The 18683-nt window shown below is 70.1% G+C and carries 18 protein-coding genes; 9 read left to right on the top strand and 9 right to left on the bottom strand.

The window, feature by feature from the left end:
* The first annotated feature begins 184 nt into the window (after positions 1-184).
* The 3 genes from AB0E78_RS16105 (at position 185) to AB0E78_RS16095 (ending at position 2004) form a co-directional block, all read left to right on the top strand.
* Positions 185-775 carry a 50S ribosomal protein L25/general stress protein Ctc gene (locus AB0E78_RS16105; RefSeq protein ID WP_361832545.1) on the top strand — a complete coding sequence of 197 codons (591 nt, stop codon included), beginning with the start codon at positions 185-187 and terminating at the stop codon, positions 773-775.
* 96 nt (positions 776-871) lie between these two features.
* Positions 872-1474 carry an aminoacyl-tRNA hydrolase gene (pth, locus tag AB0E78_RS16100; RefSeq protein WP_361832543.1) on the top strand — a complete coding sequence of 201 codons (603 nt, stop codon included), beginning with the start codon at positions 872-874 and terminating at the stop codon, positions 1472-1474.
* 68 nt (positions 1475-1542) lie between these two features.
* Positions 1543-2004, top strand: coding sequence for a hypothetical protein (locus AB0E78_RS16095; protein WP_361832541.1), 462 nt, complete (start codon positions 1543-1545; stop codon positions 2002-2004).
* Positions 2005-2061: 57 nt separating this feature from the next.
* Here the strand turns inward: AB0E78_RS16095 and ppc are convergent, their stop codons facing one another.
* The gene (ppc, locus tag AB0E78_RS16090; RefSeq protein ID WP_361832539.1) at positions 2062-4794 is read right to left on the bottom strand and encodes a phosphoenolpyruvate carboxylase; all 2733 of its coding nucleotides are present in this window, start codon (positions 4792-4794) and stop codon (positions 2062-2064) included.
* Between the two features lie 341 nt (positions 4795-5135).
* Here ppc and AB0E78_RS16085 point away from each other — a divergent pair, with 341 nt between their 5' ends.
* Both AB0E78_RS16085 and AB0E78_RS16080 read left to right on the top strand, forming a co-directional pair.
* The gene (locus AB0E78_RS16085) at positions 5136-6149 is read left to right on the top strand and encodes a fatty acid desaturase (protein WP_361832537.1); all 1014 of its coding nucleotides are present in this window, start codon (positions 5136-5138) and stop codon (positions 6147-6149) included.
* Entirely contained in the window at positions 6146-6832 is a 687-nt protein-coding gene (locus AB0E78_RS16080; protein ID WP_361832535.1) for a TetR/AcrR family transcriptional regulator, read from the top strand. The genes AB0E78_RS16085 and AB0E78_RS16080 overlap by 4 nt, the downstream gene beginning before the upstream one ends.
* A gap of 30 nt (positions 6833-6862) precedes the next feature.
* Here the strand turns inward: AB0E78_RS16080 and AB0E78_RS16075 are convergent, their stop codons facing one another.
* Both AB0E78_RS16075 and AB0E78_RS16070 read right to left on the bottom strand, forming a co-directional pair.
* A complete protein-coding gene (locus AB0E78_RS16075) occupies positions 6863-7282 on the bottom strand; it encodes a VOC family protein (RefSeq protein ID WP_361832534.1) in 420 nt (139 codons plus the stop codon).
* 5 nt (positions 7283-7287) lie between these two features.
* On the bottom strand, positions 7288-8175 hold the full coding sequence (locus AB0E78_RS16070) for a trans-aconitate 2-methyltransferase (RefSeq protein ID WP_361832532.1): 888 nt from the start codon (positions 8173-8175) through the stop codon (positions 7288-7290).
* A gap of 175 nt (positions 8176-8350) precedes the next feature.
* On the opposite strand from AB0E78_RS16070, the gene AB0E78_RS16065 reads away from it, so the two are divergent.
* Positions 8351-8848, top strand: a complete 498-nt coding sequence (locus tag AB0E78_RS16065; protein ID WP_361832530.1) for a MarR family transcriptional regulator — start codon at positions 8351-8353, stop codon at positions 8846-8848.
* Here AB0E78_RS16065 and AB0E78_RS16060 read toward each other — a convergent pair.
* Positions 8807-9583 (bottom strand): response regulator transcription factor, encoded by a 777-nt coding sequence (locus AB0E78_RS16060; protein WP_361832528.1) that lies wholly within the window; start codon positions 9581-9583, stop codon positions 8807-8809. The two genes, AB0E78_RS16065 and AB0E78_RS16060, sit on opposite strands and share 42 nt — an antisense overlap.
* 274 nt (positions 9584-9857) lie before the next feature.
* Between AB0E78_RS16060 and AB0E78_RS16055 the strand changes: the two genes are divergently transcribed.
* Positions 9858-10313, top strand: coding sequence for a GNAT family N-acetyltransferase (locus AB0E78_RS16055; RefSeq protein ID WP_361832526.1), 456 nt, complete (start codon positions 9858-9860; stop codon positions 10311-10313).
* Between the two features lie 52 nt (positions 10314-10365).
* Here the strand turns inward: AB0E78_RS16055 and galK are convergent, their stop codons facing one another.
* Genes galK through galT form a run of 3 tightly spaced genes read right to left on the bottom strand, consistent with a single transcriptional unit; the run spans position 10366 to position 13572 of the window.
* Positions 10366-11520 carry a galactokinase gene (galK, locus tag AB0E78_RS16050; RefSeq protein WP_361832524.1) on the bottom strand — a complete coding sequence of 385 codons (1155 nt, stop codon included), beginning with the start codon at positions 11518-11520 and terminating at the stop codon, positions 10366-10368.
* 22 nt (positions 11521-11542) lie between these two features.
* A complete protein-coding gene (gene galE, locus AB0E78_RS16045) occupies positions 11543-12496 on the bottom strand; it encodes a UDP-glucose 4-epimerase GalE (RefSeq protein ID WP_361832522.1) in 954 nt (317 codons plus the stop codon).
* Entirely contained in the window at positions 12493-13572 is a 1080-nt protein-coding gene (galT, locus tag AB0E78_RS16040; protein ID WP_361832520.1) for a galactose-1-phosphate uridylyltransferase, read from the bottom strand. Before galT ends, galE begins: the two co-directional genes overlap by 4 nt.
* 193 nt (positions 13573-13765) lie before the next feature.
* On the opposite strand from galT, the gene AB0E78_RS16035 reads away from it, so the two are divergent.
* Positions 13766-15448: a sodium:solute symporter family protein gene (locus tag AB0E78_RS16035; protein WP_361832518.1), complete on the top strand. Its 1683-nt coding sequence runs from the start codon at positions 13766-13768 to the stop codon at positions 15446-15448.
* A gap of 24 nt (positions 15449-15472) precedes the next feature.
* A complete protein-coding gene (locus AB0E78_RS16030) occupies positions 15473-15754 on the top strand; it encodes a hypothetical protein (RefSeq protein WP_361832516.1) in 282 nt (93 codons plus the stop codon).
* A gap of 33 nt (positions 15755-15787) precedes the next feature.
* Here the strand turns inward: AB0E78_RS16030 and AB0E78_RS16025 are convergent, their stop codons facing one another.
* Positions 15788-16513, bottom strand: a complete 726-nt coding sequence (locus AB0E78_RS16025) for a response regulator transcription factor (protein ID WP_361832514.1) — start codon at positions 16511-16513, stop codon at positions 15788-15790.
* A 261-nt stretch (positions 16514-16774) separates the two neighbouring features.
* Positions 16775-18664: a PQQ-binding-like beta-propeller repeat protein gene (locus AB0E78_RS16020; RefSeq protein ID WP_361832512.1), complete on the bottom strand. Its 1890-nt coding sequence runs from the start codon at positions 18662-18664 to the stop codon at positions 16775-16777.
* Between the last annotated feature and the right edge of the window lie 19 nt (positions 18665-18683).

Genomic DNA, 18683 nt, shown 5'->3' with positions numbered 1-18683 from the left:
CTCTGAAAGATCGATTTCTGGGGCGGCCTCCCCGCCGGGTAGACTCACGGAGTTGCTCGGCGAGGGAGGCCGTACTCATTGCAGTACGGCGGTCCGTTATCGACGCGCTCTTCGTAGCAGGCCAGTAAGTCGTATGGCCGGGTAACCGCCCCCATCCGACACATCTGACTTACGAGGAGTGCACATGTCCGAGGTCAAGCTCGCCGCAGAGGCCCGTACCGAGTTCGGCAAGGGCGCTGCCCGCCGTATCCGCCGCGAGTCCAAGGTTCCGGCCGTTGTCTACGGCCACGGCGGTGACCCCGTCCACATCACCCTTCCGGGCCACGAGCTGCACCTCGCGCTCCGTACGTCCAACGTCCTCCTTGCCCTGGACATCGACGGCAAGAAGCACCTGGCGATCCCGAAGGCCGTCCAGCGTGACGCCATCAAGGGCTTCCTCAAGCACGTCGACCTGCTGCTCGTCCGTCAGGGCGAGAAGGTCACCGTCGACGTCTTCGTGCACACCGAGGGCGAGCTCGCCCCGGGCGGCAACCTGCTCGAGCACGTGCTGAACGCGCTGCCCGTCGAGGCCGAGGCCACGCACATCCCGGAGTCGGTCACCGTCTCCATCGCCGGTCTCGAGGCCGGTGCGACCATCCTCGCCAAGGACATCCCGCTGCCCTCCGGCACGACCCTGAACGTCGAGGACGACGTCGTCGTTCTCCAGGTTCTGGCCGCGCAGGCCGAGGAGGCCGCCGAGGAGACCGAGGGCGAGGGCGAGGGCGCCGAGGCCTGAGCCTCCCCGCGTTCGACCGGACTCGACTGAGCTCGACTCTGCCAACCGCCGCTCCGCGCTTCGTGCGCGGGGCGGCGGTTGGGCTATGAAGGAGACATGCAGATGACGACGGATCCCGGTGCGCCCTGGCTGATCGTGGGTCTGGGCAATCCAGGCCCCGGGTATGCCATGAACCGGCACAACGTGGGTTTCATGGTGGCCGATCTTCTCGCGGAGCGGATCGGTGGCTCGTTCAAGCGGAGCGGGCGTGCGCAGGCGCAGGTCCTCGAGGGCCGGATCGGTCCCGCGGGGCCGGCGAGCCGCCGTGTGGTGCTGGCGAAGCCGATGTCGTACATGAACGTGTCGGGTGGCCCGGTGACGGCGCTGCGCGACTTCTACAAGGTGCCGACGGCGAACATCGTCGCGGTCCATGACGAGCTGGACATCGACTACGGCACGCTGCGGCTGAAGCTGGGCGGCGGGGACAACGGCCACAACGGTCTGAAGTCGATGACGAAGGCGATGGGTGCCGACTACCACCGTGTGCGGTTCGGGATCGGTCGTCCGCCGGGACGGATGCAGGTGGCGGACTTCGTGCTGAAGGATTTCGCGTCGGCGGAGCGCAAGGAGCTGGGCTACTTCGTGGACCGGGCGGCGGACGCGGCGGAGGCGCTGGTGATCGAGGGTCTTGAGCGGGCGCAGAGTTCGTACAACTCTTGAGCGGTGGCTCGGAACTGCTGACCGAGAACTGTTGACTGAGCGCATACCCATGGCCAAGGATCGCGGCCATGAATGCGCTGCTTCTCGTACGCCGGACGGCGATGGGCGGGCTTGCGGCGCTGTTGCTCGTCGCGGGGGTCTGGGCGTCCTGGGGCACGGCACAGCACGTGATGCTCACCGGTGAGCGTGAGCGGGGCACGATGCGGGTGACGGGCTGCTCCTCCGACGACTGCGTCGGTACGTACGTGCCCTCGACCGCCGGTTTCCAGCCACGGGCGGAGGTCGTGATCGACCGCTCGATCGCGGAGTCGAAGGGTGCGAGCATCCCGGTGGCGGTGAAGCCGGGCACGGACGAGGTCGTCCGCACGGGCGCCGCCGGCCTGCTCCACGCATGGCTCCCGCTGGGCGGCGCGCTGCTGCTGGCCTCGGTGGTGGTGGCGGGGGGCCTGCGCCTGCCGCGTGTGGCGTGGGCGCTTGCCTTGACGGGCGGCGCCCTGCTCACCGCGTCGTTCGTGACGCTGGCGTTCTAGCGCAGCCGGCCGATGGCGGGGGCACCCCGCAGAGCGAGGCGCCCCCGCCAGGGAAGATCAGCCGGTGTTGCGCAGGCCCGCCGCCACTCCGTTGACCGTGAGGAGGAGGGCTCGGCCCAGCAGCGGGTCCGGCTCCTCGCCCGCGGCCGCCGCGTCCCGCTGCCGCTTGAGCAGCGCGACCTGGAGGTAGGAGATCGGGTCGAGGTAGGCGTCACGGATGCCGAAGGTCTGCTGGAGCTCCGGGTGGGAGTCGAGCAGTTCCTCGCCGCCGGTGACCCGCAGGACTTCCTGCACGGTCAGCGCGTGCTCGGCCTCGATGACGTCGAAGACGTGCTTCAGCTCGTCGGGGACGAGCGTGTCCACGTAGTGACGGGCGATCCGCAGGTCCGTCTTGGCCAGGGTCATCTCCACGTTCGAGATGAAGTTCTGGAAGAAGTGCCAGTGCTCCTGCATCTCGCCGAGCACGGTGTCCAGACCGGCCTCGCGCAGCGCCTTGAGGCCCGAGCCGACACCGAACCAGCCCGGCACGATCTGCCGCGACTGGGTCCAGCCGAAGACCCACGGGATGGCCCGCAGGCCGTCGAGCGAGACGCCCGAGCCGGGGCGGCGCGAGGGCCGCGAGCCCAGGTGGAGTTCGGCGAGCTGGTCCACCGGCGTCGACGCGAGGAAGTACGAGGGCAGGTGCGGGTCCTCGACGAGGTTGCGGTACGCGGTGTGGGCCGCGTCGCTCACCACGTCCATGGCGGCGTCCCAGCGGGCGAGGGCCTCGTCGGACTGGCGCGGCGCCGTGTGCAGGGCGGAGGCCTGCAGCGTGGCCGCGACGGTCAGTTCCAGGTTCTCGCGGGCCAGCGACGGCACCAGGTACTTGTCGGAGATGACCTCGCCCTGCTCGGTCACCTTGATCTCGCCCTCGAGCGTGCCCCACGGCTGCGCGAGGATCGCGTCGTGCGAGGGGCCGCCGCCACGGCCGACGGTGCCGCCGCGGCCGTGGAAGAGGCGCAGGCGCACCCCGTAGCGGTGCGCGACGTCACGCAGCCTCCGCTGGGCCCGGTGGATCTCCCACTGCGAGGTGGTGATGCCGCCGAACTTGGAGGAGTCCGAGTAGCCGAGCATGACCTCCTGGACGTCACCCCGGAGCGCCACCAGGCGGCGGTACGACGGGTCGGCGAGCATCTCGTCGAGGATGACGTCGGCGGCGCGCAGCTCGTCCGTCGTCTCCAGGAGCGGCACGATGCCGATCTTCGCCCAGCCGGCGTGCAGGTCGATGAGCCCGGCCTCGCGGGCCAGGACGGCCGCCGCGAACACGTCGTCGGCGCCCTGGCACATCGAGATGATGTACGACTCGATGACCTCGGGCCCGAAGACCTGCAGGGCCTTCTTGACGGTGAGGAAGACGCCGAGGGTCTTCTCCCCGTCGGCGTCCAGCGGCGCCGGCTGCGGGCCGAGCGGCCTGCGGGAGCGCAGCTCCTTGGCGAGCAGCTTCTGCCGGTACTCGCGCGGCATGTCCACGTAGCGCCAGGACTCCTCGCCCAGGCGGTCGAAGAGCTGGCCGAGCGCGTGGTGATGGGCGTCGGCGTGCTCGCGTACGTCCATGGTGGCGAGCTGCAGGCCGAACGCGGCGAGCGTACGGATCGTGCGGTTCATCCGGCCGTCGGCGAAGAGGGCGCCCTTGTGCGCGCGCAGCGACGTCTGGACCAGGGTGAGGTCGTGGATCAGCTCGCTGGTGCCGAGGTAGTCGCGGCCGTCCTCGTGGGCGGTGCCGCGGGCCAGGCGCTCCTTGGTGTTCTCCAGCTTCTGCCGGATGCAGGTGGCCTTGAGGCGGTAGGGCTCCTCGGAGTTCAGCCGCTTGTAGCGGGGGCTGATCTCGGGCAGCCGCTCCAGGTCGAGCTGGAGGGAGGCCTTCAGTTCCTCGGTGGCTCCGGTGTAGCGGATGGAGTTGGAGAGGAAGCCGCGCAGCTCGTCGACGAGGGCGACGGCGTCGTTGATGCCGTGCTCGTGCTGGAGGATCAGGACGTCCCAGGTGACGGCGGGCGTCACGTTCGGGTTGCCGTCGCGGTCGCCGCCGATCCAGGTGCCGAAGGTGAGGGGCCGGGTGTCCGCGGGGAGCTGGACGCCGACGCGCTCCAGTTCGGCGGTGAGGTCTTCCAGTACGTCCCCGACGGCGCCGGCGTGCAGCTCGTCCAGGTAGTAGATGGCGTTGCGGGCCTCGTCCGCGGGTTCGGGACGGACGACGCGCAGCTCGTCGGTCTGCCACACCAGGTCGATGCTCTCGGCGAGGCGGGTGTCGTGGCGGCGCCGGTCCGACTCGATGACCGGGGTCTCCAGGAGCTCGGCGATGCGGCGCAGCTTGTTCAGGACGGAGCGGCGGGCGGCCTCGGTGGGGTGCGCGGTGAAGACGGGGCGCACGTTCAGGTGCTCCACGGTCTGGCGCAGGTGCTCGGGGTCGGCGTCCTTGAGGCGGTCCGCGGTGCGGGCCAGGAGTCCGCCCTCGGCGGCACGGCGGGCGCGCAGCTCGCGCCCGCGGTGGACCTGCTCGGTGACGTTCGCCAGGTGGAAGTACGTGGAGAACGCGCGGACCAGCTTGGCCGCGGTCTCCAGCTCGGTGCCACCGAGCAGGCGCGCGGCGGCCTCGCCGTCCTCGCGGGTGAGGCTGCGGACCTTCTCGACCAGTTCGAGGAGCTCGGAGCCCTCCTGACGTACGAGGGTCTCGCCCAGCAGGTCGCCGAGGCGGCGGATGTCGGCGCGCAGCTCGGTGCTGGCTGTGGTGGTCTGGTCGTCGGCACTGCTCACAGGTGCGGCTCCTTGCAGATTCAGAAGGTGCGGCGCGTAGCGCTTCCCTGGAAGGGTGGTGGTGGGAGACGGGAGGGCGCACGTCAAGTCTGGGAGGGGTCCCCGGGCGGATAGGAATCCGTGCCGGGGGAATGAGAGAGAGCGGACCGCGCTGTCCGACCGGTTCCAAGGATAGGTGTCACATCGCGGCACGGACTCGCGGCACCTTGCCGCCGGGTTCCGCGCTGCCATACTTACGTCGCCGTAGGTTACGGGACCGTAGATAACGCGGGTCCCGTGATCGTGCGCCCGCCGCACCCGCGCCGTGACCCTCAACCCTCGACCCCACAGGGGACGTGCCCATGACCACATCTTCCGATGCGTATTCCGACACCGATGTGATCGAAGACGCTTCGCGATCGCAGACCGACGCCGCTTCGTCCCCCGACGTCCCTTCCGCGACGCTGGGCGGTGAGAAGAAGCGGTCGCTGGAGCAGATCGCGCTGCTGCTCTTCATCACCGTCCCGTTCCTCGCCCTGGTCGCGGCGGTGCCGCTGGCGTGGGGCTGGGGGGTGAGCTGGCTGGACCTCGGCCTGCTGGTGTTCATGTACTACCTGGGCTGCCACGGCATCACGATCGGATTCCACCGCTACTTCACGCATGGCTCCTTCAAGGCGAAGCGTCCGCTGCGGATCGCGCTGGCCGTGGCGGGGTCGATGGCGGTGGAGGGCCCGCTGGTCCGCTGGGTGGCGGACCACCGGAAGCATCACAAGTTCTCCGACGCGGAGGGCGACCCGCACTCGCCGTGGCGCTTCGGCGAGACCCTTCCGGCCCTGATGAAGGGCCTGTGGTGGGCGCACATCGCCTGGATGTTCGACGAGGAGCAGACCTCGCAGGAGAAGTACGCGCCCGACCTGGTCAAGGACCCGGCGATCCGTCTCATCTCGCGCCAGTTCCTGCTCTGGACGATCCTGTCGCTGGCGATTCCGCCGGTGGTGGGCGGTCTGGTGACGATGTCGTGGTGGGGTGCCTTCACGGCGTTCTTCTGGGGGTCGATGGTGCGGGTGGCGTTGCTGCACCACGTCACCTGGTCGATCAACTCGATCTGTCACGCGGTGGGAAAACGTCCCTTCAAGTCGCGTGACCGCTCGGGCAACGTGTGGTGGCTGGCGGTGCTGTCCTGCGGTGAGTCCTGGCACAACCTCCACCACGCCGATCCGACGTCGGCGCGGCACGGTGTGCTCAAGGGCCAGGTCGACTCGTCGGCGCGGATCATCCGCTGGTGCGAGCAGCTGGGCTGGGCGACGGACGTTCGCTGGCCCTCCGCATCCCGTATCGACGCCCGGCGGAAGCAGAAGACCGTCGGCCCGGCATGATGGACGACGTGGCGACCGACTCCAGCGATACCAGCCCCTCCAGCAAAGAGAAGCAGCCCCGGCGTGCGCGCCGGACCCGGATGACGGGTGCCGAGCGCCGGGAGCAGTTGCTGGACATCGGCCGCACCCTTTTCGCCGCCAAGGGCTTCGAGGGCACGTCGGTGGAGGAGATCGCGGCGAAGGCCGGCGTCTCCAAGCCTGTCGTGTACGAGCACTTCGGCGGCAAGGAGGGGCTGTACGCGGTGGTGGTGGACCGCGAGATGCGGGCGCTGCTCGACGGTGTGACGGGTGCGCTGACGGCGGGGCATCCGCGCGAGCTCCTCGAACAGGCGGCCTTCGCCCTCCTGGACTACATCGAGATGTACACGGACGGATTCCGCATCCTGGTCCGTGACTCGCCGGTGGCGCAGTCGACGGGCACCTTCGCCTCCCTCATCTCGGACATCGCGACGCAGGTGGAGGACATCCTGGGCCAGGAGTTCAAGACCCGGGGCTTCGACCAGAAGCTGGCTCCTCTCTACGCCCAGGCGCTGGTCGGCATGGTCGCGCTGACGGGCCAGTGGTGGCTGGACGTCCGCAAGCCGAAGAAGGCGGAGGTGGCGGCGCACCTGGTGAACCTGGCCTGGCACGGCCTGGACGGCCTGGAACCAAAGCCGCGCCTGATAGGCCACCGCAAGAGCTAGCGCGGGCGGCAGGCACCCTGCGGGCCACGGCTACCGCTGGTCCGGCTGATCCGGGTGGTCCGGCTGATCCGGCTGGTCCGCTTGGAGGAATTCGAGGCGGTTGCCTGCCGGGTCCTGCGTGGAGAAGCGGCGGTGGCCCGGGAGGGTGTCGTCCCAGGTGATGGACGCGCCCCGGGAGGCGAGCCGCTCGGCGTAGCCGGTGATGTCGCGTACCCGCAGGCCGGGGTGTGCCTTGCGGGCGGGGCGGAAGCCGGTCTCGATGCCGAGGTGCAGCTGTACGGCCCCGCCCCCGGCGACGAACCAGCATCCGCCCCGCGCGGCGAGCGCGGGCGGCTTGGGGGTCTCCGTCATGCCGAGCACCCCGCAGTAGAACGCCCGGAGCTCCGGCTCGCTGCCCGGGGGCGCGGCCAGCTGGACGTGGTCGATGCCGGTCAGGAAAGAACTCTGCACGGTGCTCAGCCCTTCCGCCTCGCCACTCCGAAGACCCTGCGGAAGGGGAAGACCGTGCCGCCCGCGCCCGCGGGGTAGGCCTTCCGCAGCAGCTGCCGGTACTCGGAGAGGAACGCCTCCCGTGCCTCCGCGTCCCCCTCCAGAGCCGTCAGCACGGGCCGCAGGCCCGTTCCCTTGACCCAGTCCAGGACCGGGTCCTCGCCCTCCAGCAGGTGCAGATACGTCGTCTCCCAGACGTCCGCCTCGCAGCCGAGCCCGACCAGGCGTTCCAGGTAGGCCGTCGGCGGGAGCACCGCGTCCGCGTGGCGGAGCTGCCCGCCGAGCCGGTCCCGCCACCGCTCGGACTCGGCGAGCTCCCGCATCAGGACGTGGCTGGGGGCGTCGAAGTTGCCGGGCACCTGGAAGGCGAACGTCCCGCCGGGGGCCAGCGCCGCGATCCAGGCGGGGAAGGAACCGGGGTGGCCCGGCACCCATTGGAGGGTCGCGTTGGACAGGATCAGGTCGTACGTCCCCTCGGGCGGCGCCCAGCCCCCGGCGTCCGCGGCGGCGAAGTCCAGACGGCCGCCGCCGGGCGTGGGGCCCGCCAGGCGTTGCGCCTGCTCCAGCATCTGGGGGGAGTTGTCGAAGCCCGTGATGTGGGCCGTGGGCCAGCGTTCGGCGAGGAGCCGGGTGACGTTGCCGGGGCCGCAGCCCAGGTCCGCGATGCGCGGCGGACGGCCGCCGGAGGCGATGGAGCTCGCGGGGAGTTCGGGGACGCGGGCCAGCAGATCCACGAAGGGGCGGGCCCGGTGCCCGGAGTGACGCAGGTACTGGCCGGGGTCCCAGGTGGGGGCGGAGCTGCCGCCAGGAGCGGGGCTGCTGCTGGGAGCGGGGCTACGGGGAGCGGCGGGCATGGATGAGCCTCCTCGGGGGCCAGGACCTCGGCGTCGGACTGCCTTCGCGCACGCGTCGTACCGGCGTCACTTCACCTTCGTACCGGCTCCATGCGCGGGGCGTAGCGCCATCCTCGGCCCGAAGTATCTTGACGTCAAGAGACTTCATGTCGACAGACCCCCTACACTGATCGTCATGGAGGACGAGGTCGACCGTCTGGTCGCTGCATGGCGCCGGGAGCGCCCCGACCTCGACGTGGAACCACTCGAGGTGCTCAGCCGTGTCAGCAGGCTCGCGCGGCATCTCGACAGGGCCCGGCGGCTCGCGTTCTCCGAGCACCATCTGGAGCCGTGGGAGTTCGACGTACTGACGTCGCTGCGGCGCGCGGGCGCGCCCTATCAGCTCTCCCCCGGACAGCTCCTCACCCAGACCCTGGTCACGTCCGGCACGATGACCAACCGCATCGACCGGCTCGCGAAGAAGGGCCTCGTCGAGCGGCTGCCCGATCCGAGCGACCGGCGGGGCGTGCTCGTGCGGCTGACCGCCGAGGGGCAGGACCGCGCGGACCAGGCGCTCGCCGGACTCCTCAAGCAGGAGCGGGCGATCCTCGCCGAGCTCTCCCGCGGACAGCGCGGCGAACTGGCCGGACTGCTACGCCAGTTGACCGCCCCGTTCGACAACATCCCCGGCTAGGTCGACCGGACCGACCCCCGCCCTGCGGGCCAGCGCGACGGCCGCGAGCGTGGAGTGGACGCCCAGCTTCCCCAGCACGTTCTGCATGTGGGTGCGCACCGTGTGCGGGGAGAGGAACAGCCGCTCCGCCACCGCCTTGCGGCCAAGACCGGCCACCATGCAGCGCAGCACCTCGCGCTCGCGCGGGGTCAGCGACTCCACCAGGCGCTCGGATTCCGTGCGGTGCTTGCGGGCCGCGGTCAGCTCGCGCAGGACGCCGGTGAGGAGGGCGGGCGGCAGGTGCGTCTCTTCCCTCAGCACACCCCGTATGACCGTCAGGAGCCGGGACAGCGAGCAGTCCTTGGCGACCCAGCCCGAGGCGCCGGCCTGCAGCGCGAGGGCGGCCCTGCGGGGGTCGTCCTTCTCGGCGAGCACGACCGTACGGACCATCGGCTGGCCCGAACGGACCCCGGCCACCAGGGAGATGCCGTCCACCAGACCGTCCGCGTTGCCGTCCTGCACCGAAGGTGCGGGCCGCACGCCCTGCATGGCGCTCGCGGACGCGCCCAGGTCGGCGTCGACGAGCAGCACGTCGTATCTGCGCCCCTCGGCTATCGCCCGCTCCAGGCAGCGCAGTGCGGCCGGGCCGCTGCCCGCCGCGGACACGTCGACGTCGGGCTCCGCCGCCAGTGCCGCTGCGAGCGACTCGGCGAAGATGCGATGGTCGTCGACGACCAGGACTCGGATACGAACCACTGAAACCCCCTCCCCCAAGCCCTCCTCGGAGAGCAGGGGATACCCCCGTCGAAGACATCGTCGGAGGACGCACGGTGCGGGCACGACACCTGGAACGGGGATCACCGCGGTCGCACGGCCGCCGCCGAGCTGTGACCGCCACCCCCACGCCGGGTGTCGTACCCGACTGTCTCGCCCCCTGATCAGTGCCGGCCCCCACCGGCACTGCCACTCAGAGTAGAGCCGGACGGCAGAAGCGGAAGGTAATTTACAGAACTGACTGGCCAGCGCGTTTATGGTGAGCCGTATGTTTCGTATGGAGACAGGAGTCGACAAAGAGCGGTTCGCTCTGCTCCTCGCCAAGCTGCAGGAGGCGAACACGAGGGCGTCGCCGGTCATCCGCACGCTGCGCGGCACCCCGGAGGATCGCGAAATACCGCTGGCCGTCTGGCTCATGGAGCGCACGGAGGGCCTCGTCGGCGGCCTCGCCGGACACACCTGGGGCCGCTGGCTCCACGTGAACCACCTCTGGGTCGGCGAGCAGCACCAGGGCGCGGGCTTCGGCGCCCGGCTGCTCGCCGAGGCGGAGCGCATCGCGCGCGAGGAGCGCGGATGCCTCAACTCCCGTGTGGAGACCTGGGACTTCCAGGCGCCCGGCTTCTACCGGGGGCAGGGATACGAGGTGGTGTCCGTGATCCCGGACTACCCGGAAGGCGCCAAGGAGTTCACCCTGACGAAGCGACTGGGATAGCGGCGGAGCGGCCGGGCCGCGGGCGCGGGACGTCGCGCCGCGGGCGTGCGCCTCAGGCCAGCCGTCGCGCCCCCGCCGAAGGGACCGCCGCGAACACCCGCGGGGCCGTGTGGCCCGCCGAGGTGAAGGACTCCAGGATCGACTTCGTCACCTGTTCCGCGTCCGGCTCCTCCACGAGGACGATCGCCGAGCCGCCGAAGCCGCCGCCCGTCATCCGGGCCCCGATCGCACCCGCCGCGTTCGCGGAGGTCACCACCAGGTCCAACTCCTCGCAGGAGATGCGCAGATCGTCACGGAGCGAGGAGTGTCCCTCGGTGAGGACGGGGCCGATCGCCCGGACCTCGCCCGCGTCGAGCAGGCCGATGACCTGCTCCACCCGGTGGTCGTCCGAGACGATGTGGCGCACGTAGCGGCGGATCTTCTCGTCCGTCAGTTTCGCCAGGGCGGCGGGGAGTTGCTCGTAGGCGACGTCGCGGAGGTGGGAGACGCCGAGGATGCGCGCACCCTCCTCGCAGCCCGCCCGGCGTTCGGCGTACGCCCCGTCGCCCAGCTCGTGTTTGACCCGGGTGTCGACCACCAGGAGCTGGAGGCCCTGTGCGGCGAGGTCGAAGGGGACCTGCCGTATCGCCAGGTCCCGGCAGTCCAGGTGCAGGGCGTGGCCCTCGGTGGCGCACGCGGAGGCCATCTGGTCCATGACGCCGCACGGCACGCCGACGAAGGCGTTCTCGGCGCGCTGGGCGAGGACCGCCAACCGGGGTGCGTCGAGGCCGAGTTCGTACAGGTCGTTGAGGGCGAGTGCCGTGACGACCTCCAGGGCGGCGGACGAGGAGAGGCCCGCTCCGGTCGGCACGGTCGACGCGAGGTGGATGTCGGCGCCGCCGGAGACGGCGTGGCCCGCGTCCCGCAGCGCCCACACCACGCCCGCCGGGTAGGCGGCCCAGCCGCCCTGGCCGTATGTCGACAGGGGGGTCAGTTCGTCGACGCGCAGTTCGGTGACCGGGGCGTCGATGTCCGCCGAGTGGAGGCGCAGGACGCCGTCGGTGCGGCGCGCGACCGCGGCGACCGCGGTGTGCGGCAGCGCGAGCGGCAGCACGAAGCCTTCGTTGAAGTCCGTGTACTCGCCGATGAGGTTGACGCGGCCGGGCGCCGCCCAGACCCCGTCCGGCTCGTACCCGTACAGCTTCGTGAACTGCCCTGCTACGTCCATCAGTTACCCCTAGTCCCTGAGATCAGCGCTGGGCGAACGCCCACGCGTCGGCGACGATGCCCGCGAGGTCCGCGCGGGTCGGATTCCAGCCGAGCCGGTCCCGCGCGGTGGCCGCGGACGCGACGAGGACCGCCGGGTCGCCGCCGCGGCGCGGGGCCATGACCTCGGGGATCGGGTGCCCGGTGACCTGGCGGACGGTCTCGATGACCTCGCGCACGGAGAAGCCGTTGCCGTTGCCGAGGTTGCAGATGAGGTGCTCGCCGGAGGTGGCCGCCTCGACGGCGAGGAGGTGCGCCTGCGCGAGGTCCGCGACGTGGATGTAGTCGCGGACGCAGGTGCCGTCCGGGGTCGGGTAGTCGTCACCGAAGACCGAGATGGCCTCGCGCTTGCCCTGCGCGACCTGGAGGACCAGCGGGATCAGGTGCGACTCGGGGTCGTGCCGCTCGCCCTGCTCGCCGTACGCGCCCGCCACGTTGAAGTAGCGCAGGGAGACCGCGCCCAGGCCGTGGGCGGTGGCCTCACCGGTGATCATGTGGTCGACGGCGAGCTTCGACGCGCCGTACGGGGACGTCGGGGCGGTCGGGTCGGTCTCGGTGATGGGGGTGCTGACCGGCTCGCCGTACGTCGCCGCGGTGGAGGAGAAGACGAGCTTCTTGACGTCCGCGTCGCGCATCGCGCCGAGCAGCGCCATCGTGCCGCCGACGTTGTTGTCCCAGTACTTCTCGGGCTTCACGACGGACTCGCCGACCTGCGAGAAGGCGGCGAAGTGCAACACGGCGTCGAAGGAGGAGTCCAGCCACTTGGCGGCATCGCGGATGTCGCCCTCGATGAACGCCGCGCCCGCCGGGACGCCCTCGCGGAAGCCGGTCGAGAGGTTGTCGAGGACGGTCACCTCGTGCCCGGCCTCGATCAGATGCTGCGCCACCACGCTTCCCACATAGCCCGCCCCGCCGGTGACCAGGTACTTACCGCTCATGAACTCGCTACCTCTCGCAGTCGCTGGGCCGCGGCTTCCGGCGGCACGTCGTTGATGAACACGCTCATGCCGGATTCGGAACCCGCGAGGAACTTCAGCTTGCCGGAAGTGCGGCGAATGGTGAAAAGCTCGAGGTGCAGGGCGAAGTCGTCCCGGTTGACGGCTGTGTGCCCGTCGGCCTCCTCCAGCGTGCCGAAGGGCGCCTGGTGCCACGCCGCGATGTACGGGGTGAGCGGCTCGCCCTCGGTTCCACCGGCACCGAAGATCCGGTCGAAGCGCCTCAACAGTTCCAGATAGACCTGGGGGAACTCTGTGCGCGCGGCTTCGTCGAGCCCGAGCAGGTCCGGCACCCGGCGCTTGGGGTAGAGGTGCACCTCGTAGGGCCAGTGCGCGGAGTAGGGGACGAACGCCACCCAGTGCTCGGCGTCCAGGACGACGCGTTCACCCGCCGACTCCTCGGCGACGACGTCGTCGAAGAGGTTGCGGCCCGTCGCCTCCTTGTGCGCGGCGAGCGAGCGCAGCATCAGGGAGGTGCGCGGGGTGACGAAGGGGTAGGCGTAGATCTGCCCGTGCGGGTGGCCCAGGGTCACGCCGATCTCGGCTCCGCGGTTCTCGAAGCAGAACACCTGCTCGACGGAGGGGAGGTTCGAGAGCTCGGCGGTCCGGTCCGTCCAGGCGTCCAGGACGAGGCCGGCCTGTTCCTCGGTGAGGTCGGCGAAGGACGCGTCGTGGTCGGAGGTGAAGCAGACGACCTCGCACCGTCCGGCGTCACCGGCCAGCGAGGGGAAGCGGTTCTCGAAGACGACCACGTCGTACGAGGAGTCGGGGACCTCGCTCAGGCGCTCGCCCGCGGAGGGGCAGAGCGGGCACTCGTCGGCCGGCGGGTGATAGGTGCGGCCCTGGCGGTGCGAGGCGATGGCGACCGCGTCGCCCAGGAGCGGGTCCCGGCGGATCTCCGATGTGGTGGCGATGGGATCCAGGGGCCTCCGGTCCATGGCGTCGCGCACGGCGTCATCGCGCGAGTCGTAGTAGATGAGCTCACGACCGTCTGCGAGACGGGTCGAGGTCTTCTTCACGTCCGGGGCTCCTCACCAACACCCACCCAACATAACCGCACATAACAAATCACAAGGCAACAGCCTCGTCAATGCGGCAGGAGCGATGCGCCCGATCACAATCCAACAAAGAACACCAACAGAACCCTTCAGTTCTTGAAGTGAGAGGCGTAGGTTCCGGTCTGATCAGTTCGCGCAACGAAGCGAGTTCCCCATGCAGTCCCCCACACAGACCCTGGCCGAGGGGCTTCGGCTGCCCACCAACGGCCTCGACTACGCGATCCTCGCGATCTACTTCGCCGTGGTCCTCGGCATCGGCTTCGCCGCACGGCGCTCCGTGAAGACCAGCCTCGACTTCTTCCTCTCCGGGCGCTCCCTGCCCGCCTGGGTCACCGGCCTCGCGTTCGTCGCCGCGAACCTCGGTGCCACCGAGATCCTGGGCATGGCGGCGACCGGCGCCCAGTACGGCGTCGCGGTCGTCCACTGGTACTGGATCGGCGCCATCCCCGCGATGGTCTTCCTCGGCCTCGTGATGATGCCGTTCTACTACCGCAGCAAGGTCCGCTCGGTCCCCGAGTACCTGCTCCAGCGCTTCGACAAGTCGGCGCACCTGCTGAGCTCGGTGCTCTTCGCGTTCGCCGCGATCCTCATCGCGGGCGTGAACCTCTACGCCCTGTCGATCGTGGTCGAGGCGCTCCTCGGCTGGCCGCAGTGGGTGGCCATCGTGGTCGCCGGGTTCTTCGTCCTGGCGTACATCACGATCGGCGGCCTCTCCTCGGCGATCTACAACGAGGTCCTCCAGTTCTTCGTGATCCTCGCCGCGCTGATCCCGATCTGCGTCATCGGCCTGAAGAAGGTCGGCGGCTGGGACGGCATGTCCGACTCGCTGGTGAAGGCGCACGGCGACGACTTCATGAGCGCGTGGGGCGGCACCGGCATCGGTGACGCCAACCCGCTGGGCGCGAACTGGCTGACGATCATCCTCGGCCTCGGCTTCGTGCTCTCCTTCGGCTACTGGACGACCAACTTCGCCGAGGTGCAGCGCGCCCTGTCCGCGAAGAACCTCTCCGCCGCCCAGCGCACCCCGCTGATCGCCGCCTTCCCTAAGATCTTCATCGTCTTCCTGGTGATGATCCCGGGCCTGGTCGCGGCCGTCCTCGTCCCGAAGATCGGCACGGCGGGCTCGGACCTCACCTACAACGACGCGATCCCGTACCTGATGCAGGAGCTGCTGCCCAACGGCGTGCTCGGCATCGCGGTGACCGGTCTGCTCGCGGCGTTCATGGCCGGCATGGCGGCCAACGTGTCGTCCTTCAACACCGTGTTCACGTACGACATCTGGTCCAAGTACGTGAAGACGGACAAGCCGGATGCCTACTACCTGAAGTTCGGCCGCCTGATCACCGCGATCGGTGTCCTCGCCTCCATCGGAACGGCCTTCATCGCCTCGTCGTTCTCGAACATCATGGGGTACCTGCAGACGCTGTTCTCCTTCTTCAACGTCCCGATGTTCGTGGTCTTCATCATCGGCATGTTCTGGAAGCGCGCCTCCGTGAAGTCCGGTGTGTGGGGCCTGCTCGCGGGCACGACCGCCGCGATGGTCAACTACTTCTGGATCTACAAGCAGGGCATCATCGACATCCCGACCGACCAGGGCGCCAACTTCGTCTCGGCGATCGTCGGCTTCGTCGCCGGTGCCGTGGTGATGGTCGCGGTCACGCTCTTCACCGCGCCCAAGCCGGAGGCCGAACTGGCCGGTCTGGTCTACGGGACGAGCGCGCCGGACCTCGACGAGCCACCGGCCGAGGGCGACGACGCCTGGTACCGCAAGCCCGCGCTGCTCGGCTGGGGAGCGATCGTGCTCGCCGCGCTCTGCTACGTGCCCTACTCGTTCTAATCCCGATCGGAGGTCTGGAAGAACATGTCTGAACTGCGAAACGAAGTCTCCGAACTGGAGCGCAAGTCCGCCACGGCGGCCCGTCTCTTCGACATCCGGCGGATCATCGGCGGCCTGTTCGTCGTCTACGGAATCATCGTGACGATCGCCGGAATCAACCCGTCCGACGCCGACCTGAAGAAGGCCGAGGACATCAACATCAACCTGTGGACGGGCCTGGCCATGCTGGCGCTCGGACTCTTCTTCCTCGGCTGGCTGTGGCTGCGGCCCACCCCGCCGCCCACCGAGGCGCCGGAAGGCGAGTAACGCCCCGGCAACACCCCCGAACGGGGCCCGAGTTCACTGTGCCGGTGACTCGGGCCCCGTCGGCGTCTCCGCGTCGTCCGGGTAGGCCGCGGCGGGCCGTTCCGCACGGTCGAGCAAGCCCGTCCGCGCGGCGAGCGCCGCGGCCTCCAGACGTGACCCCACGCCCAGCTTCATCAGGACGCGCTGCACATGCGTGCGCGCCGTGCTGGGCGCGATGCCCATTCCGGCGGCGATCAGCCGGGTGTCCTCGCCGTCCGCGACCCGCACCAGGACCTCGACCTCGCGCGGCGTGAGCATCTGGAGCAGCCGCTGCCCCTCGTCGTCGGGCTGCGCGGCCGGATTGAGCAGCTCGCTGAAGGCGCCCTGGAGAAGCTGCGGGGCGACGGCCGCCTCGCCGGCTCTCGCCTTCATGATGGCGCGCTCGACCCCCTCGATGCGCTCGTCATGGCGTACGTATCCGGAAGCACCCGCGGCGAAGGCCGCGGCGATGCCGCGCGGGCTCGGCACCGGGCCGAGCACCACCACGGCGACCTGCGGACGCTCCCGCTTGATCTTCACGACCGGGTCGAACATCCCGGCCTCGGCGGGCGTCGCCGTGCCGAGCAGGCAGACCTCAGGGGCCCGGCTGATGACCAGCTCCGCCGCCCCGGCCGCGGGCGCGGCGGCGGCGAGCACCCGGTGCCCGCGCAGCTTCAAGGCCGAGGCGAGTGCCTCGGCGAGCAGTCGGTGGTCGTCGACCACCATGAGTCGCACACCCATCGAGCAACCCCCCACTTTCCCCCACGGATCCCCCACGGATCGAGGGCCCCCCGGCCCCACGCCCACTCATCCCCCGGAAGCTACACGCTTGTTCGACGCCGCGCGCCCCTACCGGCGATAAGCGGCCCGGAATGCCGAAATCCCGGCCAAATTCGAGTGAGAGGGAGTACGTGCGTACGGAATGGCGCACGCGAGAAACGCAGCGGCCCCGCTCCTCTCCAGGAACGGGGCCGTCCGGTGCGTACGCGGAGGTCGCGAGGGCTATTGGGCGACGAAGCCCAGAGCCATGTACTCCTTCTCGTCCTTCGAGTACGGCTTGCTGATCAGCTCCTTGCCGAGGTACAGCCTGCCGTCGGTGTAAAGGAGTTCGTTCGATTTCGGGACCATGCTGCTGATGGCGCTGCCGACGGACTCGGCCGCGGGGGTCTCCAGGAGCTTGGTCTCCTTCATCGTCTTGCCGTTGAGGGAGACGACCTGGGAGCCCTTGTTGTAGCCCCCGTCCTTGTACGCCAGGATGTTGCCGCCGTCCATGCGGATCGGGAACATCTCGCCGTCCTCGCCCGCGTCGGCGCGGTCACCCGTGGTCTTGCCGGTGGCCAGCGAGAACGAGATGATCTCGTTCGTCTGGCTGTAGCCGTCGCCGCCGCCGTCGTGCTGCCGGGTCGGGACGTAGAGCTTGTCGTTGCCGACGGCCAGCGCGGTGCAGGCGTAGACGACGTTGACCTCGCAGTCGTGGTCGTACTTGCCGTCGGGCAGCGAGATCTTGGCGCGGAGCTTGCCGTGGTCGTCGAGCGAGAAGGCGTCCGTGACACCGCTCGACGTGATCTCCTGGGTGTCCTGGCCGAAGACGACCGGGCGGGTCGAGATGATCTTGGCGTTGTCGACGCCGGGCGCCACCGGGTACGTCCACTTGGACTTGCCGGTCTTGGCGTCGAGGAGCTGGACCTTCAGCTTCTCGTCGCCGTAGGTGCCGCACTTCTGGACGGCGACGAGCTGCTCGCCGCCCGCGTAGCCCTCGTCCTGGCACTTGTCACCCGGGGTGGGCTCCCACAGGTGGTCGCCCGACGTGAGGTCGAAGGCCGCGCCGCCGGCGCTGGAACCGGCCGCGACGGTGCTGCCGCTGATGGTGACCTCTTCGACCCGGGCGGCGGCGCTGCCCTCGTCGATGGTCTCCGTCCAGAGGCTCTTGCCGTCCTTGAGGTCGACCGCGGAGATCTGCGAGCAGGTCTGGTGGTCGCCCTTCTTGTTCCGCTTGCCCTCTTCGTAGGCGACCGCGACGATGCCGTCCTTGGTGACCTCGCGCGATCCCGCGCACGTCTGGCCCTTGAGCGGCAGCGTCCACAGTTCCTTGCCGTCGGCCGGGTTGTATCCGACGATCTCGTTGACGCCCGCCTTGGCGTAGACGTCGTCCGTGAGCCAGGAGCCCTTGACGCTCCACACGTCGTCCTTGGGAACCTCGGGCTGCGGCAGCTGCATGGAGACGGTGGCGTTGGTGCTGGCCGGGACCTTCTCCTTGCCGGGACCGCTCGGGCCCTGCTCGTCGCCGCCCTTCTTGTCCTCGCCGCCCTTGCCCGTGGGGCCCGCGGAGCTGGCCTCGGTGTCGTCCTTCTTCGTCGAGGCGTAGAAGACACCGCCGCCGACGATCAGGGCGATCGCGACGACCGCACCGATGATGATCTTCATCTGGCCGCTGAGCTTCGAACCGCCGGACCCGCCGGGCGCCGCCTGCGGAGCCATCGGCATCGTGCCGGGCTGCTGGTAGGCGCCGTAGGGAGGCTGCTGCCCGTACGGCTGGGTCGGCTGGCCCGGGTAGCCATAGCCCTGGGGCTGCGTCGGCTGCCCCGGGTAGCCGTAACCCTGGGGCTGCGTCGGCTGGCCCGGGTATCCGTAGCCCTGCGGCTGACCCTGCGGCGGCGGGGGCGGCGTCTGGGGCGGCGGACCGGCCGGGGGCTGGCCCGCGGGGGGCGTCGGCGGCTGGGCCGGCGGCGGGGTCTGCGGGTAGCCGTACGACGGGTTCTGCGGCTCGGGAGCCTTGCCGAAGCCCACCGGCGGGGGGTCCTGAGGGGCGCCGAAACCGCCGGGTGGGGGGTCCTGGGGCGCGCCGAACCCGCCCTGCGGGGGTTCGTTGGGCGGCTGGGGCGGCTGGGTCATGACGTCGATTCCTTGGGGA

The organism is Streptomyces sp. NPDC032198 (assembly GCF_040636975.1).
Lineage (GTDB): Bacteria > Actinomycetota > Actinomycetes > Streptomycetales > Streptomycetaceae > Streptomyces.
The sequence above is the reverse complement of the archived record's forward strand: the minus strand, read 5'-3'. Positions and strand labels throughout refer to the sequence as shown.

Bases quoted from the DNA above. Each gene is read 5' to 3' on its own strand.
- AB0E78_RS16105 (WP_361832545.1), top strand. From the start codon at position 185: ATGTCCGAGGTCAAGCTCGCCGCAGAGGCCCGTACCGAGTTCGGCAAG.
- pth (WP_361832543.1), top strand. From the start codon at position 872: ATGCAGATGACGACGGATCCCGGTGCGCCCTGGCTGATCGTGGGTCTG.
- AB0E78_RS16095 (WP_361832541.1), top strand. From the start codon at position 1,543: ATGAATGCGCTGCTTCTCGTACGCCGGACGGCGATGGGCGGGCTTGCG.
- AB0E78_RS16085 (WP_361832537.1), top strand. From the start codon at position 5,136: ATGACCACATCTTCCGATGCGTATTCCGACACCGATGTGATCGAAGAC.
- AB0E78_RS16080 (WP_361832535.1), top strand. From the start codon at position 6,146: ATGATGGACGACGTGGCGACCGACTCCAGCGATACCAGCCCCTCCAGC.
- AB0E78_RS16070 (WP_361832532.1), bottom strand. From the start codon at position 8,175: ATGCCCGCCGCTCCCCGTAGCCCCGCTCCCAGCAGCAGCCCCGCTCCT.
- AB0E78_RS16065 (WP_361832530.1), top strand. From the start codon at position 8,351: ATGGAGGACGAGGTCGACCGTCTGGTCGCTGCATGGCGCCGGGAGCGC.
- AB0E78_RS16055 (WP_361832526.1), top strand. From the start codon at position 9,858: ATGGTGAGCCGTATGTTTCGTATGGAGACAGGAGTCGACAAAGAGCGG.
- galK (WP_361832524.1), bottom strand. From the start codon at position 11,520: ATGGACGTAGCAGGGCAGTTCACGAAGCTGTACGGGTACGAGCCGGAC.
- galE (WP_361832522.1), bottom strand. From the start codon at position 12,496: ATGAGCGGTAAGTACCTGGTCACCGGCGGGGCGGGCTATGTGGGAAGC.
- AB0E78_RS16035 (WP_361832518.1), top strand. From the start codon at position 13,766: ATGCAGTCCCCCACACAGACCCTGGCCGAGGGGCTTCGGCTGCCCACC.
- AB0E78_RS16030 (WP_361832516.1), top strand. From the start codon at position 15,473: ATGTCTGAACTGCGAAACGAAGTCTCCGAACTGGAGCGCAAGTCCGCC.
- AB0E78_RS16025 (WP_361832514.1), bottom strand. From the start codon at position 16,513: ATGGGTGTGCGACTCATGGTGGTCGACGACCACCGACTGCTCGCCGAG.
- AB0E78_RS16020 (WP_361832512.1), bottom strand. From the start codon at position 18,664: ATGACCCAGCCGCCCCAGCCGCCCAACGAACCCCCGCAGGGCGGGTTC.